Annotated in this window: 16 protein-coding genes; 12 read left to right on the top strand and 4 right to left on the bottom strand. The window is 47.6% G+C overall.

Going from position 1 to position 18,294, the window contains the following annotated elements:
- Positions 1-3: 3 nt before the first annotated feature.
- The gene (locus EL386_RS07265; protein ID WP_126454838.1) at positions 4-1,113 is read left to right on the top strand and encodes a 3-deoxy-7-phosphoheptulonate synthase; all 1,110 of its coding nucleotides are present in this window, start codon (positions 4-6) and stop codon (positions 1,111-1,113) included.
- Positions 1,114-1,150: 37 nt separating this feature from the next.
- Here EL386_RS07265 and EL386_RS07260 read toward each other — a convergent pair whose 3' ends face one another.
- Genes EL386_RS07260 through EL386_RS07245 form a run of 4 tightly spaced genes read right to left on the bottom strand, consistent with a single transcriptional unit; the run spans position 1,151 to position 6,075 of the window.
- Positions 1,151-2,338 (bottom strand): hypothetical protein, encoded by a 1,188-nt coding sequence (locus EL386_RS07260; RefSeq protein WP_197722171.1) that lies wholly within the window; start codon positions 2,336-2,338, stop codon positions 1,151-1,153.
- A 34-nt stretch (positions 2,339-2,372) separates the two neighbouring features.
- Complete coding sequence (locus EL386_RS07255; RefSeq protein ID WP_126454835.1) at positions 2,373-3,152, bottom strand: outer membrane lipoprotein-sorting protein; 780 nt, start codon at positions 3,150-3,152, stop codon at positions 2,373-2,375.
- The gene (locus EL386_RS07250) at positions 3,109-5,433 is read right to left on the bottom strand and encodes an efflux RND transporter permease subunit (RefSeq protein ID WP_126457269.1); all 2,325 of its coding nucleotides are present in this window, start codon (positions 5,431-5,433) and stop codon (positions 3,109-3,111) included. The genes EL386_RS07255 and EL386_RS07250 overlap by 44 nt, the downstream gene beginning before the upstream one ends.
- Before the next feature lie 36 nt (positions 5,434-5,469).
- Positions 5,470-6,075: a TetR/AcrR family transcriptional regulator gene (locus EL386_RS07245; RefSeq protein ID WP_126454833.1), complete on the bottom strand. Its 606-nt coding sequence runs from the start codon at positions 6,073-6,075 to the stop codon at positions 5,470-5,472.
- Between the two features lie 97 nt (positions 6,076-6,172).
- Between EL386_RS07245 and mfd the strand changes: the two genes are divergently transcribed.
- From mfd to EL386_RS07190, 11 genes are all read left to right on the top strand, one after another.
- Positions 6,173-9,646 (top strand): transcription-repair coupling factor, encoded by a 3,474-nt coding sequence (gene mfd / locus EL386_RS07240; RefSeq protein ID WP_126454831.1) that lies wholly within the window; start codon positions 6,173-6,175, stop codon positions 9,644-9,646.
- Positions 9,647-9,653: 7 nt separating this feature from the next.
- The gene (locus tag EL386_RS07235; protein WP_172597652.1) at positions 9,654-10,409 is read left to right on the top strand and encodes a CsiV family protein; all 756 of its coding nucleotides are present in this window, start codon (positions 9,654-9,656) and stop codon (positions 10,407-10,409) included.
- Between the two features lie 102 nt (positions 10,410-10,511).
- Positions 10,512-11,159 carry a hypothetical protein gene (locus EL386_RS07230; protein WP_126454828.1) on the top strand — a complete coding sequence of 216 codons (648 nt, stop codon included), beginning with the start codon at positions 10,512-10,514 and terminating at the stop codon, positions 11,157-11,159.
- A gap of 130 nt (positions 11,160-11,289) precedes the next feature.
- Positions 11,290-11,586: a hypothetical protein gene (locus tag EL386_RS07225; protein WP_126454826.1), complete on the top strand. Its 297-nt coding sequence runs from the start codon at positions 11,290-11,292 to the stop codon at positions 11,584-11,586.
- 182 nt (positions 11,587-11,768) lie between these two features.
- The gene (locus EL386_RS07220; protein ID WP_126454824.1) at positions 11,769-12,221 is read left to right on the top strand and encodes a hypothetical protein; all 453 of its coding nucleotides are present in this window, start codon (positions 11,769-11,771) and stop codon (positions 12,219-12,221) included.
- A gap of 128 nt (positions 12,222-12,349) precedes the next feature.
- Positions 12,350-13,204 carry a hypothetical protein gene (locus tag EL386_RS07215; RefSeq protein WP_126454822.1) on the top strand — a complete coding sequence of 285 codons (855 nt, stop codon included), beginning with the start codon at positions 12,350-12,352 and terminating at the stop codon, positions 13,202-13,204.
- 436 nt (positions 13,205-13,640) lie between these two features.
- The gene (locus EL386_RS07210; protein WP_126454820.1) at positions 13,641-14,252 is read left to right on the top strand and encodes a hypothetical protein; all 612 of its coding nucleotides are present in this window, start codon (positions 13,641-13,643) and stop codon (positions 14,250-14,252) included.
- Positions 14,253-14,678: 426 nt separating this feature from the next.
- Positions 14,679-15,134, top strand: coding sequence for a hypothetical protein (locus EL386_RS07205; protein WP_126454818.1), 456 nt, complete (start codon positions 14,679-14,681; stop codon positions 15,132-15,134).
- Positions 15,135-15,259: 125 nt separating this feature from the next.
- Positions 15,260-15,943 (top strand): hypothetical protein, encoded by a 684-nt coding sequence (locus EL386_RS07200; RefSeq protein WP_126454816.1) that lies wholly within the window; start codon positions 15,260-15,262, stop codon positions 15,941-15,943.
- Positions 15,944-16,224: 281 nt separating this feature from the next.
- Positions 16,225-17,106: a hypothetical protein gene (locus EL386_RS07195; protein WP_126454814.1), complete on the top strand. Its 882-nt coding sequence runs from the start codon at positions 16,225-16,227 to the stop codon at positions 17,104-17,106.
- 98 nt (positions 17,107-17,204) lie between these two features.
- On the top strand, positions 17,205-18,110 hold the full coding sequence (locus EL386_RS07190) for a DUF5677 domain-containing protein (protein ID WP_126454812.1): 906 nt from the start codon (positions 17,205-17,207) through the stop codon (positions 18,108-18,110).
- Positions 18,111-18,294 lie beyond the last annotated feature (184 nt).

Here is an 18,294-nt window from a genome sequence, read left to right as displayed (position 1 = left end):
ACCATGATCCTGATCCTGCACCCCAACGTCGACAAAAAAAGCGACAGTTATCGCCTGCTCTTGCAACACCTCGAGGCCTTGCCCGATATCCAGGTGCGTGTCCACGACGAGCACGGCACCGAGCAGACCCTGACCGAACTCTACCTCGTCGGCAATACCCTCGCCCTGTCTGAAGATGACATGAGCAGCCTGCCCTGCGTCGAGCGTGTAGTACGCATCTCGGAGGAGTACCGTATCCTCGGCCGACATGCCGATGAACAGCGCCCGAGCGCATTTGAATACAACGGCGTGAAATTCGGCCAGGATACCCTCAACGTTTTTGCCGGGCTTTGTGCGGTAGATACCCCCGAACACGTTGAACAGATGATGCGCGCCTTGCAGGAAAACGGTCAGGTGTGTACGCGTATGGGTGCCTATAAACCCCGCACCAATCCTTATTCCTTCCAGGGTCATGGCAAAGACTGTCTGCCGTGGGTATTTGAACTCGCCGGTCAATATGGCATTCGTGTGATTGCCATGGAGATCACACATGAAAGCCATGTCGACGAGATCAACAATGCCCTGGAAAAGACCGGCCGGCCAACCGGCGTGCTGTTGCAAATCGGCACCCGCAATACACAAAACTTTGAATTATTAAAAAGCGTTGGCCGGCAAAAGGTGCACCCCGTATTATTGAAGCGCGGCTTTGGCATTACCCTCGAAGAATCCCTCAACGCTGCTGAATATCTCGCCAGCGAGGGTAATCATAAGGTGATCTTTGGCCTGCGCGGCATGAAGACCAATATGGGTGACCCACACCGTAACTTTATCGACTTTGCCCATGTACCGGTGGTGAAACGTCTGACCCGTATGCCCGTGTGTATAGACCCCTCACACTCCGTTGGTTCACGGGATCGCGCACCGGATGGCCTGCTTGATGTCATGCATGTCACCGCACAGGGTGTGATCGCCGGTGCCAACATGGTCCTCGCCGACTTCCACCCGGCCCCGGAAAAGGCCCTCGTCGATGGTCCGCAGGCACTGCTGCTGAGTGAACTGAAGCCGTTCCTTGATGATATAGCGATTGCCCGCGAGGCCTATCTGAAACGTTGCGCACGGGCGCGGGAAGGGTAAATAACGAACCCTGAACCTTGTCTATATTTTTTATTTTTTAAAAGTAATACGCCAGCTCCAGTTGTACATAATCGTCATTACGTTGTGCAGCGAGTAAATCTTTTGCATTAATATTTGAGAACAGCCGCGCCTCCAGATTCAATTTCCAGTGCTGGCCAAAACGCCGACTCGCCTCAAGGTTATAAGCCTGCGAACCATTACTCAGGTCCGTGATCACCCCTGCCAGCAGTTCACTACTGGCAACATCATTCATGGCCAGCCTGGCGCCGATAAACACATCATCTTCAAATGGTGTGGTTGCGGCGTTGCCGCGTTCGTCATAGAGATATTCGGTCAACAGCCCCAGGTCGGCACCACTGTCGAAGATGCCGTACAAGGTATATTCAAAGCCGCCAACAGCGGCACTAAAGCGCTCACCCTGGCCGCTACGTGAGATCGCCTCTAACTTCCACAACCAGTCGCCCTTGGTGGCCTGCACATCGAGACCGGTTTGATCGATGGTGTCGTAAACCGGGATCAGCACGCTACGCCCAGCACTGTTAGTACCCTCACGAAACAGTGGTTGCCGGGCAGTGCCCGAAAAATGCGACAGACCGATGTCCCAGTCACCGAGAGTCTTTCGCCACCGGGCAGCGACATCGATGTGTTCCCGCCCAGCTGACGAGGCATAGTCAGCGTCGCCGTTTGAGGCAGGCACTTGCGTGCGCAGACGACCGCGTCGGCCCGGGAAGGTCCGCTCACGGAAACCGGGCAGGATAAACAGATCGAGGTCACCCCAGTCACGTACCAGGGTCAGCTTGATCATAGGCTGGCCAAGCTTTTCCTCACCATCCGGATTCTCGACCAGATCGGTCTGGTTGATAATGTCGACCAGGTGCAGGGATTCCGCCACCCCCCAGTAAACCTTGCTGACACCGGCAAGCAGTTCCCATTCCTCGCTCACATAGGTCCAGCTCAACTCTCTTAAATCAAGGTGTGAACGTTCCTGGTCCTTGCCGTCAATACGTACAAACGGTGTAAAGCGAAAGGCCTGCTGACCATTATTCCACTGACGATAATACTCAGGCTGAAAAGACAGCGACATGCTGTCGCCCTGCTGTTCACCCGCAAGTGGAGACTGCAGAAAATCACGCCACTCAAGCGCGACATTTCCCGACCATGTCCCTTCGCTCGCCAGGGACATGACCGGCATAATAAAGACGGCCAGCAGTACAAGCGACCTCAAGTAAGAAAATGTTTTTGAAATCATCCGGGTTAGACTAGCGTGCGCGCTTGAGGCTGTTACGATCAAAGTCCCTATCCGTAAAGGCATTGGCGAATTTATAATTCGTCCAGGTCAGCAAGGTGCTTTTGCCGGTTTGATGATTTTCCATGAACATTTTTTCTGCACGCCAGTAACGCCCAAGGTACTGGTTATAATTGTTATAGACCAGGGTCTTGAGGAGCGCATTCTTCCTGTCATAGAAGATGATCTTGGCCGGACGATATTCCTGCTTGTCGATCCAGGCCACTTGTCGCGTATAGCCCGAGTATTCATCTACCGGGTAACGTTCAATAACAAAACATTCACGCTCGCCACAGGCCTCGTCACGCAGGTATTTGTAGGTGTATTTTTCCACTTCCTGCGAAGAAATGTCTTCATAGGCAAACTCGCTACCCATAAATGAACCTGACTTGTTGCGCGAGGCTATACGTTTGACACGCTTCAGGGCAGGAAGATATAACCACTGATCGTCTGAACCTGTCTTATGCGAATAAGACAGAAAGGCCGTCCCCTTGACGTCAAAGGGTTTGTCAAAGATCGACATGCTCTTGTCGCCATCGCCTTCCACCTCCAGGGTGCGGATACGAATATGTCGCAGACTTTCGTCACCATGCCGGTTTTTTAACAACATGGTCAGATCCGCCCTTGAGTCAACAAAGCCGCTGTCACGCCGGTCACCCTCTTGCGCAATCTCAAGTCCTTGTTGCTCTGGTGTTTGAGCCAGAACCAGTTCAGACAGAACCAGGCTTAGCAGCAGTACGAATATCCTGTGCATGGGATTTTCCTTCGAGTTTCATGAGTAAGGGGGGCAGGAACAAAAAATCTGCCATTAAAGCAAAGCTGATGGTGATCGCGGTTAACAGGCCCATACCGGAATTCAGCTTGAAGGCCGATAAGGACAGGACCAGGAATCCCGCCACCAGGGCCACCGAGGTCGCCCACAGGGCCATGCCGACATTGGCAAAGGCAAAACGTACGGCATCCTCTGGCGACATATTATTCTCGCGACGTGCGCGCAGGTACTTGCTTAAAAAGTGTACGGTATCATCAACCACAATGCCCAGCGTCATACCGGTTACCACCGACAGGGCCAGACCAACCTCGCCGACCAGTATCCCCCACAGGCCGAAGGCCATGGCCGCCGGCACCAGATTGGGGATCATACTAATAAGGCCGATCTTGATCGATTTCAGGGCGATAACGAGTACCAACGAAATAAGGATCAGGGCTACGGTCGTGCCCAGTAACATGCTGCGGATATTCCGCTCACCGATATAGGCAAACATGATAGAGGAACTGGCGCCCTCACTACGCATGTCCGCTGGCAGGTTGGCCGTCATCCAGTCCTGCGCGCGTTTCTCGATGGCAAGTAATTCGTTCGTTGACAGGCTTTTCAAACTCACCACCATACGCGTGGCTGACTTGTCGACATTGATCTGGTTGTTCAGGTCCAGCCCGTATGGCAATGACAATTCATACAGCAGCAGATATTGTGCTGCCAACGTTCTTTCATCCGGCAGACGATACCATTCCTCTGCATCAGCATGCATGTTCTTGTTCAGCCGCTTCATGGTATCGGTCAGCACATTCACATGCAGGACCTCATCCTGCTGACGGTACCAGTTGGCAAAGGCCTCGAGTCGGCGCAGGTATTCCGGTTCAGCAATCGCCCCGCTTTCACCGGCCGAAAGAGAGTATTCGATAATGTAAATACCGGTGAGGTTTTGCGTGGCAAAGTCGGTGTCACGGCGAAAATCGATCGAGGTGTCGAAATATTTTACATACTCATCATTAAGTTCATTGCGCGGAATAAAGGCCACCAGCAATACAATCAGCGCCAGCATAAAAATTACCAGGCGATTGCGTTGCACGATGACAAACTCGGCAAAGTTTTTCATCCACCGACCCGGGTCAGACTGTCTGCTGGGCCTCACCGGCAACAAGGTCATGCAGGCGGGTAACAGGGTCACCGAGAGGAAAAAAGACACGACCACACCCATCGCGACGATATTACCCAGGTCGCGAAACGGTGGCGCATCACTGAAGTTCATCGACATAAAGCCCATTGTCGTGGTCAGGCTGGTCAGAAATACCGGTTGAAAGTTGACCCGCAAACTTTCATGCATGGACTGGCGTTTGTCATGCGAGCCCCGCAATACCTGTAGGAAGGTCATGAGGATATGCACACAATTTGCCACGGCGATGGTCAGAATGATGGTTGGTGCCGAGGTCGTCGGCGGTGACAGGCCAATGCCGATCCAGCCGGTGAGCCCCATGGCCGAAATAATCGAAAGCAAAATCACCACGACGGTGACAAAGATTGCCGAGAAACTTCGCAGCAGGATCGTCAATATCACGATCACCGCAAGGAACATAAAGGGTATCAGGGTCTTGATGTCTTTCTGGCTGGCCTGCGAAAAGGCATTGTTCATGGTCACCATGCCGGTCATATAAATATCTATATCCGGATGTTGCTTGCGCAAACGCTCGGCGATCTCTGCGGCAAACTGCGAGGCCTCGGGTACCTCGAGGTGCTGGGCCTTGCCTGGCAATTGCAGGATCACGTTCACCCCGGTGACCTCGGCGCTTGGTGAAATCAGGCGGTCCAGTAACAAGGGTTCATTCAGTGCAATGCGTTTAATCGAATGCAATTGCTCGTCAGAGAGTCGGCTGGCATCCATAACCAGGTCTTCAACGACCAGGTCGTCGCCCTCGGCACGGGTATGCTGAAAATTTGTGATCGAGTCGACGCGGTTGGAGTATGGGATCTGCCAGGCCGCTGCGGTCAGTTCTTCAAGCACCGCCAGTGTTTCACGACCAAAGACCTGTTTATCCTTCGGTGCGATAACAAAGAGAATATTGTCATTCTTGCTATAGGTATCCTGCAGGGCCTCAAAGGCCTTCAGTTGCGGATTTTCCTTACTGAAAAAAACGCGATAGTCGGTTGTAAAGTAGAGGTTGCGTACCCCGCTCGCCATCACCGCTACGGCGAGCAGGGCCAGGACGATGACAACGAATCGGTGTTGCAATATCCACTGGCTATAACGTTCCTTCATCACCTCTTTACTCCCTCTTGTTATCGTGCATTATTTTTATTCTGCGCGCAGGCTTTGCAGGTAAGCATACAGACCGGCCGAGCAGACCTGCATGGCCGACTCACTCTGCCGGTTCTTGGCCAGACCGAAACAGCCCTCGATGGCCGCCATGATAAATATCGCGGTTTGCGGGATATCGAGATTACTGCGCAGGTGCCCGGCCTGCCGTCCCCGCCGTAAGCCCTGCTCCAGGGCCTGCTGCCAGGCCGCGTACAGGCTATCAATACGAATACGAAAGCCCTCGTCCAGCGGTGACATCTCCTGCGAGAGGTTGTTTATCGGGCAACCCAAGCGGAGTAATTCCCGGCCGTGCTCCGTCCAGGTCGTGGTTATGGCCTGTTCGATGGCGTGCAGCGGGTCATCGCCGCTTGCCAGCGGCTCCAGCCATACAGATTGCATGTACATGGCCAACAACTCGTCCACCACGGCGTAGCCGAGTGCCAGTTTGTTGGGAAAGTGATGGTACAATGCGCCCTTTGTCAGGCCCGTGTTGTCGAGGATGCGAGACAGGCTGGCACCCTGAAAGCCATGCTGGTGGATCTCGTGCATGGCCGACTGCAGGAGCTGGTGACGGGTCAGGTCTGCCTGGCGTGGTTTTAACATACCGACCAGTATGTTTGTAATAACTGCCCCTTGTCAAGATTAGATATATTACTTTTATTACAGTTAGTTATAGCGTTTTTCTAGAATCATTATAAGCATGGATACTTTCGAATACCGCAGTTTGCTTGACATACGCCCACCCCGTTCAGCCGGCGAAAGGCAACAATGGGGCAGGCTCTACGGCAGCAGCACCGGTCTGGCCCTGGCCCTGGCCGCGCAACGCCATGATGGCCCGGTGATCGCCATTACCACCGACACCCCGGCCGCCAGCCGGCTGGAACAGGCCGTAAAGGTCTTTCTCAGCAAGGCAAAAGATACCCCGGTCATGCATTTCCCGGACTGGGAGACCCTGCCCTATGATGTGTTCTCCCCCCATCAGGACATCATCTCGCAACGCCTGGAGACCCTGAACCGCCTGCCGACACTTGAACACGGCATCGTCATCCTGCCGGTCGCGACCCTCATGCACCACCTGACGCCCCCCGGTTACGTCGGACAGCACAGCCTCATGTTTGATGTCGGTGACAAGGTTGACCTCGCTGCCCTGCGTGGCCGCCTCGAGCAATCCGGCTACCTGTGCGTGCCGCAGGTTCTCGACCACGGGGATTTTGCCGTACGCGGCAGCCTTATTGACCTGTTCCCGATGGGCAGCAAGGCACCCTACCGTATCGACCTGTTCGATGACGAAATCGAATCCATCCGCCACTTCGACCCCGAGACACAGCGTTCTCTCGACCAGGTCGAGGCGATTCATTTATTACCCGCGCGCGAATACCCGCTGGATGAAGACGGCATCACACGCTTCCGCCAGGGTTTTCGCCAGCGCTTCGATATCAACCCGAACACTGTCCCCCTGTATCGAGATGTCAGCCAGGGCATTGCCTCAGCAGGCATCGAGTATTACCTGCCGATGTTTTTCGACGAGATGGCCAGCCTGTTCGACTACCTGCCCGACAACAGCTTGCTTTGTTGTGTCGATGATATTGCCACTGCGGCCGAGCAATTCCACGAAGAGGCAGAGGCCCGCTACGAGTCGGCACGTTACGATCTGGAACGCCCCATCCTTGAACCGGAACAATTATTCCTCTCTGCAGACAGCTTGCTCGCAGACATTAATCGTTTCCCCTCGGCAAACCTGCATCACGTGGAGATCGAAACGGCAGAGACACACACCAACTTTGCCACCAGCGCCAGTGTTTCACTCAGTCTGAATGCGCGCGCCAGTGATCCGGCCGCCACCCTGCGTGGATTTATCGACAAGTTTGATGGCCGTATCCTGTTTGCGGCCGAATCTGCCGGGCGACGGGAGTTGATCCTGGAAACCCTCGGTCACTACAACATACGGCCCAGCCAGGTCACGGGCTGGCAAGGCTTCCTCGACAGCGATAGCCCACTGGCGATCACCATCGCGCCGCTGGAACAGGGACTGATGCTGGAGTCGCCCGCGATTGCGGTGATTTGTGAATCACAGTTGTTCGGTGAACAGGTTCGCCAGACACGCCGACGTCGCAAGGCCAGGCAAGACAGTGATGCAATTATCAGGAACCTCACCGAACTCAATGAGGGGTCCCCGGTCGTGCATGAAGAACATGGTGTGGGGCGTTACCTTGGCCTGCAAACGCTTGACATGGGCGGTATCGAACAGGAATTCCTGACACTCGAATATGCGGGCCATGACAAACTCTATGTGCCGGTATCCTCACTGCAGCTAATCAGTCGTTATATGGGTAGCGCCCCGGAACAGGCGCCCCTGCATAAACTTGGTACCGAGACCTGGTCAAAGGCCAAGCGCAGGGCCAGTGAACGCGCCCGTGACGTTGCCGCCGAACTGCTGGATATCTATGCACGCCGTGCCGCACGCAAGGGCCACGCCTACCCTGCGCCCGATGAGCAATACACGGCCTTTTCCGCCAGTTTCCCCTTCGAGGAAACCATTGACCAGGAAAATGCGATCCATGATGTCATTCATGACATGACGCGGGAACAACCCATGGACAGGTTGATCTGTGGTGATGTCGGCTTCGGCAAGACCGAGGTCGCCATGCGCGCCGCCTTTCTCGCCACCCAGGGTGGCAAACAGGTGGCCGTACTGGTGCCCACTACCTTGCTGGCACAGCAACACTACGAAAACTTCCGTGACCGCTTTGCCGACTGGCCGGTGCAGATCGAGGTGCTGTCACGTTTCCGTTCCGGCAAGCAATTGAACGACTCCATCACCTCGCTGGCCAGCGGTCATCTCGATATCGTTATCGGCACACACAAGCTGTTACAGCGTGACATCAAGTTCAAGAACCTCGGCCTTGTCATCATTGATGAGGAACATCGCTTTGGTGTCCGCCAGAAAGACACGTTCAAGGCCCTGCGTGCCGAGGTCGATGTCCTGACCCTGACCGCCACACCGATACCACGCACACTGAATATGGCCCTGTCACAGATCCGTGACCTCTCCGTGATCGCCACACCACCGACCAACCGCCTGTCGATCAAGACCTTTGTTCGCGAATGGGATGATGGTCTGTTACGCGAGGCCTGTCTGCGCGAGATCAAACGCGGTGGACAGATCTACTTCCTGCATAATGAGGTCAAGAGCATCGAGAAGATCCAGAAACAACTCGCCGAACTCGTGCCCGAGGCCAGTATCCGTATCGCCCACGGCCAGATGCGTGAACGTGAACTGGAACAGGTCATGCTCGACTTCTATCACCAGCGCTTTAACGTGCTGCTGTGTACGACGATTATTGAAACCGGCATCGATATCCCGAGTGCCAACACCATCATCATGAACCGTGCCGACAAGTTCGGACTCGCCCAGCTTTATCAGTTACGTGGTCGTGTCGGCCGTTCGCATCACCGTGCCTATGCCTATTTAATCCGCCCCGAGCGTCGTGCCATGACAGCCGATGCGATGAAACGCCTCGAGGCACTCGAGTCGATGGAAGACCTCGGCACCGGCTTTATGCTCGCCACGCATGACCTCGAGATCCGTGGTGCCGGTGAATTGCTCGGCGATGAACAAAGTGGCCAGATCCACGAGATCGGTTTCTCCATGTACACGGAACTACTGGAACGTGCGGTTGCCGCCTTGCGCTCGGGCAAACAACCGGAACTCGACAAACCCCTGCATGCCGGTACCGAGATCAGCCTGCGCCTGCCCGCGCTGATCCCGGATGAATACCTGCCCGATGTGCACCTGCGCCTGATTATGTACAAGCGTATCGCCAATGCCGGCGACAAGGATGACCTGCGCGAACTGCAGGTGGAAATGATCGATCGTTTTGGCCTGTTGCCGCCCCCGGTGAAAAACCTGTTCCGTGTCACCGAGTTAAAGCTGCTGGCCACACCCCTGGGCATTAAAAAAATCGATGCCGGCCCGAATGGCGCACGTGTGATCTTCGAGGCTGAACCAAATATTGACCCGATGAAAATCATTACCCTGATCCAGACACAGAGCCAACGCTACCGATTTGATGGCAAGCAGACCCTGCGTATCAACCAGGATAGTGAAGACGAGGAACGTGCCGATATGCTCGAAGCGCTTTTGGATACCCTCGTCGACAAGGATGCGGCATAATAAGCGCATGGCTATCAAAACCCTGACATACACCCTGTTTACCGGCCTGCTGGGCATCATTGCCGTCAGTCTCGTGCATGCGGCCCCCCAGGCCAAGGATGCGCCACGCTGGTTCCAGGTGGAACTGATTGTCTTCGAGCCCATCCAGCCTGTAGCAACCGGCGAGGTCTGGCCCGTGCTGAAGCCCGACGAACAGACAGGCGCCGAGGTCATAGAGCTGGCGCCGCCGTTGCAGCCTGTCGTTCGCCAGGGCAACCCGCGTGCCTTTCAGTTGCTCAACCCGGCCGAGTTTGCCATGACCGATCTCGACGAGAAACTGCTAAACAGCAGGCAGTACCGTGTCCTCGGGCATATTGCCTGGCGGCAACCCACCGTAGAGCGGGCCGAGTCACGCGCCGTGCATGTGCATGCTGGCCTGATGCAGGACATCACACAGGTACAGGCAAGCAGGCCGACTCAGGTGTTAAACACCCTCCCCGACCCCCTCGAACAGGCCGATAGTGCGGGGACAAAAAGGCGCTTTGATGGCACTATCACCCTAAGCCTCTCGCGCTACCTGCACCTCGAGGCAGATATCACTTATTACAATCCGGACGTGTATCTCGCTGAACAGATTGCCCAGCAGAATATCGATGCCCCCACTATCGAATACTTCAGACTGCAGGAATCACGCCGCATGCGCAGCACCGAAATCCACTATATCGACCACCCCTACTTCGGCATCATTGCCCTGATCACGCCTTTTGAACATGAAGGGCAGTAATGGAAAAAATATTTCGTCCGCTCCCGACCCATAGCGGTCATAGCCAGGGTTCACAATGACGATGAAAGAACTTTATGTTATGAGAGAAGAAATAATATGAAGATGAGTAAAGTCTTAATAGTCGCAGCAATTATTATGACTTCAATTGTTGTAATTGCATATTTAAGTATTTTTGCCGGCCCCATTGCTGCTAATCAAGAAAAATGGGGGCAGTTCGGGGATTATATAGGCGGAGTATTAAATCCATTTATTGCATTTCTTGCATTAATAGCTCTTTTGCACACCATAAAAATTCAAAAAATAGAGCTTAAAAAGACAATAACACACTTTGAAAATGAATCTAAAAAAGCTGATTTAAATAAAATTATAGAATCACTCCATAGAAGAATAAAAACATCCATTGAAAAACAAATAGTTTTAAGTGACGATATGACCGTGAGCCTTGATAAAGCAATTTCAGGCGGAGAAGATGTACTCCAGAACGAAATGCTAGCAACATATTTTTCATATCACAAACGACTAGGGCATGATGCGAACCTGACAATTAATTCAATCATAAAAGAATTAGAACAATTACAGATTTATATAGAAAGATACGAAACCTTAACGGAAGAACTCAAAGAAAAATCACCATTCCCAAGATTTTATAAAAGTGAATTTAACAAATTAACGCGAGTATTAAATAAGAATGAATTAATAAACGATAAGTTATATCAATTTTACAGCTACCTTGAACATGATCTTGAATAAAGCTCCGCAAGAATCAATGGAGGCCAGACTCGATTGAAACGTCTGCTTCTGGCCGACAAGTGACATAGCTAAGTTAGAATCGACTACAATGAAATGAGTGACAGAAAACGACCCGAAGAGGTACTTATCGATGGAAGATTTATTTCAGAACCCCGAAGACTCGATGGAAGTTGACCCGGCTGATCTGGGTCCGGCATTCACTGAAGTCCTGACAAGCACTCTCGCGAAGAAGCTTGCCAGCCAATACGAAAAACCTTGGACCGACAAGCAGGAGTCCGACATGCAGGAGAAAATTTCAGCGCTCGTAGCTGCCGCGAGTGGACGTGGTCTCAAGACCATCCGTGTCATCGTCACTCAGCCAAATGGTCAGAAGAACTCGCAAGAGTTGGATATAGACCGAATCAGCAAAACTCGATCTCTCCAGTAATCATTTCCGGCTCGTGATTTACTCCTAGGAATGTCCGCTTTTGGCCGATCAGCGAAGTAACCAAGCAGAAATCAGCTAGAATAGAACAAACGGCTGGAGGCGACCCGAAGCGGACATCTGGGAAAAAGACTATTTAAAAAAGGATGTTATAGACTCTCTAAATTATAGGCGTTACATATACAATGGAAATTTTTTTAACAATCCTTTCTGGCGTCGCGATATTTGTGATTGGACAGGTATTTTTAAAATTGGTTATCGAACCGGTGCATCGCTTTAGGTCTACAATTTCAGATATTTCCTACGCTTTAGTTTATTACGCTGATATCTATTCTAATCCTGGTGTAACGGGGGAAGATCGGGAAACCGAAACAAAACAAAAACTCAGGACTCTATCTTCGGACCTCAACGCAGCAACATATTTAATCCCTAAGTATGATTTGGTACGTCATCTGTTCGGCCTCCCTCACAGGGACAATATTGTAAAAGCTGTAGGATTGCTGATAGGTCTTTCCAATAGTTTGCGTGCATCTAAATTCGATCGAGGCACTGATAATTTCAACCGTTACCAGCAGATATGCATCAATCTGAATATCTATCTCCCGAAAGAAGAAAGGCCCGATGAGAGTGGTTCCTAACTATGTCACACCTCTGGAATAGGTGGCATAATACGGCGTTCGTGTTGGACGCTGCGCGCTTTCGCGCTTGCGCCCCGCAACTTAATCGTTAGTCAATTAAAATGATATTCAATAACAAGAGATTTACATTGATACTAAAACCAGAAACAGCAAGCAAGATCAAAATAAAAGCCGTTAAGTTATTCGTAGTCTTAGGTTATTTACTTTATTCACTTGTAAGCAAATTATATGGTATTTTAGTTTTATCACTTATACTTTATTTTTCAGCTCCTTCAATCGGTCTTGGGCAGCCATATACAGCTCATGAACTATTAATTTGGCTAAATGAACTACCTGAAAATTATAAAACAACTGTATCCAGTTCATTATTAACCATAGTTGGGTTTCTAATTGCTTTTAGTATTGGCTCTGCTCAACAAAGAAAACAATTTATATCTCAAATGAAAATAGAGGTTGCGTCTGATATAGAAGCATTCTTCAATGAGGTTTCGAGAGTAACTACTGATATAGAAATTTATGCTAAGTATTGCCTCAAAGTATCATCGGAGATTAATGAGAACACAGATCAAAACTCAATTGACTTTCATATGTACAATATACTTGGTGAAACTAACAAGTTTCTGCAAAAAAGAGAGATATTAAGAGCAAAATCTATTGAAGTTCACCGTTTTATAGGTCGCTATAGCATAATCTTGGCTTCAACTTGGGGCGCATTAGAACAACTAGAAAAAGCGACGGAAGCATTCAATAATATTGCAGCTACCATGTGGTTTCCTGCGCCACTTATAAACGTTACCACTGAAAATAAACAAGAAATTTTCATTCAACAAATAGATGAAGAAAAACTAAATCAATATATTGAAGCATACAAAAACAATTACGGAATAATGAACAGCACTACTGGTGGCTTAAGAGGTCGTTTAATAGCCCCAATAACTGGAATGAACTTTTCAGCTATAGTAAGTCTTCTTAGACTCAAATAGGAATAAATAATAAAAGGGGTCAGTACCCTTTTTTGACTGGCCGATCAGCGACAAAACCGGGCAAGAATCGGCTAGAATGGAATTTCTGGCGGGAAACGACCCGAAGCAGTCATTGAAAAAAGGGTACTGACCTCTTTATTCTTTGGAGATGCCAATATAGAATAGGTATTGAATGTAAACACTATCGCTAAAACGAGCGGATAATAAGCTCTGCGCAGTTTGCCCTATTCTTTTCGCCCCCACCTGGTGCGCGAGCGTGAATTTCTCAGCCAGCAGCCCATCAAAGAATTATTTGGGTCATAAACACATTACTCTCCAATTATTAGCAATATCTGTGCTCTGAACCCATTTATTCATTTCAGCTCAGATGTGGGAAAAGTCACATCTATGTAACACTGCCTCATGTAAATAATATACGTTCTGAGGCAAACATATTGTGAAGAATTTTTTTCAAATGCGCGCCTTTAATACTGTCAAAAAGGAGCAATTTAAAATGAAACGGATTGTTATAAGTTTTTTTTCCATGTTACTTTTAGTTTCAAACTTTGTTTACAGTGACGACGACTTTAAGTTTTCTAGTAAAATAACAGTGCTCAATGCTATGGGTATTGATTCTTCTACTAAAGCACATCTTCAGCAAGTTAACTCAGGATGTGGTGCAGATAATCAGAAATGCTCCTGTAACTATACATCAGGAAAATCAGGAGAAGATTCATATCTTACTATGTCAGGTACAGGTACATCAGGTACTAGTACTGGTTTAGATTTCACCTGCAATTGGAAGCTTGTAACCAATAAAGGATCGTGTACAGTAAAATGGCGTGTAGATATACCTCATTCAGGAGACAATGGCATGTATTGGTATGTAACCCCAGATGCTGGCTGTACTTCCAATCCATCACAATATCCAACTATTAGTTGTCGAGGTCACGATTTCGATAAAAATGACCCGTCAAACACGGCGGGAACAATATCGATGAACGGTAAAACTGGTGGAGGTAGTTGGGGAAATCTTCCAAAAGGGTCTTGTCAAGGCAAGGATGCTTAAAAACAAAACTATTTGTTTAACCATCATTCAGTATAGGAGGAATGTCCGGTGCAGAACGCACCGGACGAATAACGACTACCACAATAGTTCCAACTGCCGTTGCTGCTTGTAGGCATGAAACAACTGATCGAAGAAGACGGAAGCACTCACTTGATGAAACGAGAGTCAAGCCCCTCGTGTGAGACCAGGATATCATCCTCAAAGTATCAACAGAAAAAAGTGGTCAGAGAAATAAGGGGTCAGTACCCTTTTCTGGACGACCGCTACTGGCCGATCGGTGACATAACCAAGCAAGAATCGGCTAGAATGAAATGAACGGCTGGAGCCGACCAAAAACGGATATTCGTAACTAGTAATTTTTGGCACTATAATTAATATTAATCTTTAATAGTAACGCTATAAAATATCCAAAGATAAGGATAAAAAATGTCACTTGTCGACACCATAGTAAGTAACATTGGAATTAACGATGTAGTTACTATTTTGCTTGCAGTCATACCTTGGAAATTACAAGCCTTCTATACACAAAGAAAGTTATTAGAACTTATCCATCAGTTATCTGCGTTACCTCCTTTCTGGTTAAAAAATGGGCCACTGTTATATTCGATGGTACGATGGATCGGTTTTTTTATATTTATTGCGGCCGCCATAATAAGTGAATGGAATCCAATAATCACAGGGATAGCGATTATCTTAATTTACTTTCTAGCCACAGATGTCGGCAAAAATAAGGCTTACGAATATTGGGTATCAACTGCTGAAGGATTGTTAGCTTATGACGAAGAACTTACAGATGAAGAACGCGAGGAATACAAAAATAATAAAGAAATCACTTATTCAGAATTTAAGGCCATGGTTAAATTGTTTAAGTCAAGCAAGTGAACGTCCGCTATTGGCCGATCGGCGACATATCCAGGAATAATCGGCTAGAATGAAATAAGCGGCTGGAGACGACCCAAACCGGACATAGAGTACTGAACTCAAAACAATGGAAAAAGTTGAGTATCATGGAAAATAAACAAACAAGTATTCTTGAATCTATCGAATTATTATTAGCAAAAATAACAGATCAAGTAACATTGTTAAATAATAGCAATATCGATTGGATTGGTTTATGTACCTTATTTGCGATAGTGATTGGCTTGGGCGTTGCAATTAAGAAGTTTAAGGCTGAATTCGAATGGAGAAAATCAGAAGTTTATCTTGAACAAGCCAAAGAGTTATATCAACTTGCCTATAATGCGCTGATAATTGATGAAAGCACTAATTACCCTGTAAATAATCGTCGTGTATGGCTTACGTCTGCTAGACGACTTCTAGCAGCAGAAGCAATGAGTAAAAAGATTACAGAGGAAAGTCATAAAATAAGTATTGATGAATATATTGAGTATTGGAGAGTGCAATTTTCTGATCTTTTAAGTTTTGATAGTAATGATAGACCTGCAAGTAATAAAGAATATTTTTACGAGAAAGGCGCATTATATCATTGGAGTGATAGTAGTAGAGCACCTATACATGAGTCCTCTATTGCAGTGATATATAGATTTATGAAGTGGAATGAAGATAGAGAAAATTACCTAAAGAACGTTGATGATTTTAATGAGGATGAAATTCATAGAATGGAAATTTTTGATGCACGAGGTGTTGGTGCATATATACGAGAGATAAGAAAAAGAGATGAAAAAGAATAATAAGATATATAGACTAATGAGGGAGTTAGAATTAAATGAACAGAGGGGTCAATACACATAAAATAATCAACAAGAACAAATAAATTGAATGTCTGCTTATGGCCGATCGGCGACATAACCAGGCAAGAATCGGTTAGAATGGATTGACTGGCTGGAGCCGACCCATAGCGGCCATTCATTACCCTAAATTTCTTTGCATTCTGCATTACTGGGTCCCGATTTGCTATTCATGTAATTCACCCATAAACTTTTGATTAATATTAATTTAATGGGGGGCATAGATGAAACGTATTCCTTATGGTGAATCCCCTGGAGGAAAAACTACCGAGCCGTTTTCTGATAAACTGAAAAATGCAAATCAGTTGATAGAATACCTTGAGTCAAAAGGCTTTAAAGCAGCTCAAACACGGCTCGGTGAATATGTAAAATTTTATGAAAAATTTTTAGCTGACAAATGCACTAAAAAGGAGGTCCAAGATAATTTACTTTTGATAATGAGGGAAATGGACGAATGGAGCTGGATCTATAGAGGGTTAAAAGTGAAAGAGCCAGAAGGATTTCTTGAATTATTAAAAGAAGCACTTGGAGGGCCAACATTTTCTAAAAATGAATCCGCCAATACTCGAGCAAGAAATATTCAGTTAGAATTAAGAATAGGTTCTTATTTTTTGCAGTCGGGTTTCGATATTAATTTTGCTGGCTTGTCCGATTTGGTAGTAGATGTGGCGGGACATCCTGTATTTGTTGAATGCAAGCGTCTCAATTCACCTAAGCAAGTAACCAAGAGAGCAAAGGAGGCAGCAAGTCAACTCAAAGCCAGATACAAAGTTTCTAAAAGACCTGCTTATGGGTTGGTTGTCTTGGATGTAAGCAGAGTCATTCACCCTGAGCAAGGAATAGCGACAGGAGTTAATACCCTTGTTGCAAGAGATGGCATTAGAGCCCAACTAGTGCAATTTGACAGAGAACACGATACATCGGAAATTTTCGCAAAAGACAAAAAACTGATTTCAGTGTGGATACAGGCAATAGTTCCAACTGCACACTTAGAAGAAAATGAACCATCGACTCGATTTTCTTCGATCCATTCAATTTACGCACATGAAGGGCAAAGACGGTGGCATCTTTTTCATAAATTGAAAAAAGCATTTGAAGTAGTATAAACTCCTAACAAATCACTGCACTTGGACTGATGAGGCTTGGGTGGCCACTTCGTGAAATTTCCTTATTTAAATCATTAGGCACACCATTAATATCAGAGATGACAAGAAATCAAAGAAAACGAACAAGAAATAAGCGTGGGAGGAAAATTCCTTCAACACCTAGGATTGTCCAATCAATAAATAGTTTGTTAGGAAATGGGCAATCTCAACTACAAAACCAAATAGTGAAACTTAATGAAAATGCCGCATACGGTAGAAGCCAGAATCTTAGAATGGCCGTTTCTTATTTAGTTGAACGTTCTTTAATTAGCTCGGCCCATGTTGTTTTTTTACACAGAAAGTATACTCACGCATCTCATGCAGATTTAGCTGCTATCTGTCGAGGGATATATGAAACCATAGTAAATTGTCTTTATATAATTGATGACAAAAGCGACTTACGTTTAGCATCTTTTTGGATTAGAAGCTTCAAAGAAGAAATAAAGTTAAATGACGAAAGAATCAAATGGATGTCCCATAGCAATGAAAATATAGCAAGTGCAGCAGAGGCAGAATATAATGCAGTTATTGATCCAATAGATATTCAAAAAGCCAATATCTCTGAGTGGCTTGGTGTCGATATCGCAGCCATGCCTAAGTGGCCTACCTTATTAAAACGGGCACAAGAAGCTGGGGATATTTGGGCATATTTCTACGATGTGAGATATAGAAGTTATTCTAGTTGGCAACATGGTGACCTCAGTAGAATAGCCTTTTCGCCAGGGTTTCAATCTAATCAGCCTAACTTGAAAGAAAGAAGCTTAACTGAAAGCATGCATATACTTAGCTGGTGTTACGATATGATGTACTATTTTGCTATTTCTTTAAACTCTAGAGTAGGTGATGATTCCACAGGTTGTATTATTAAAGAACTCCGTGAGAACACCCAAAAGCGCCTACGCCCATATTTGGCTTTATATGGAAAAGAACATCCATCCGACAAAGAATACTTTGAGGCCAGATAAGTTGTATTAGCTTAAACTTAATTCGACAAAATGACTAATAGGTTTCAACACAATCTGACAACTGGTACTCTCAATAATTAGCCTTAAGTGGACACATGAGAATTTAGGTTAAGTGGTGGAGGACAATAGGGGACAGACCACGAATAACCATGATTGATGGATATAGATTGAATGTCCGCTACTT

The organism is Sulfuriflexus mobilis, from assembly GCF_003967195.1.
GTDB lineage: Bacteria > Pseudomonadota > Gammaproteobacteria > AKS1 > AKS1 > Sulfuriflexus > Sulfuriflexus mobilis.
This window is presented reverse-complemented; position numbering and strand designations above follow the sequence as displayed.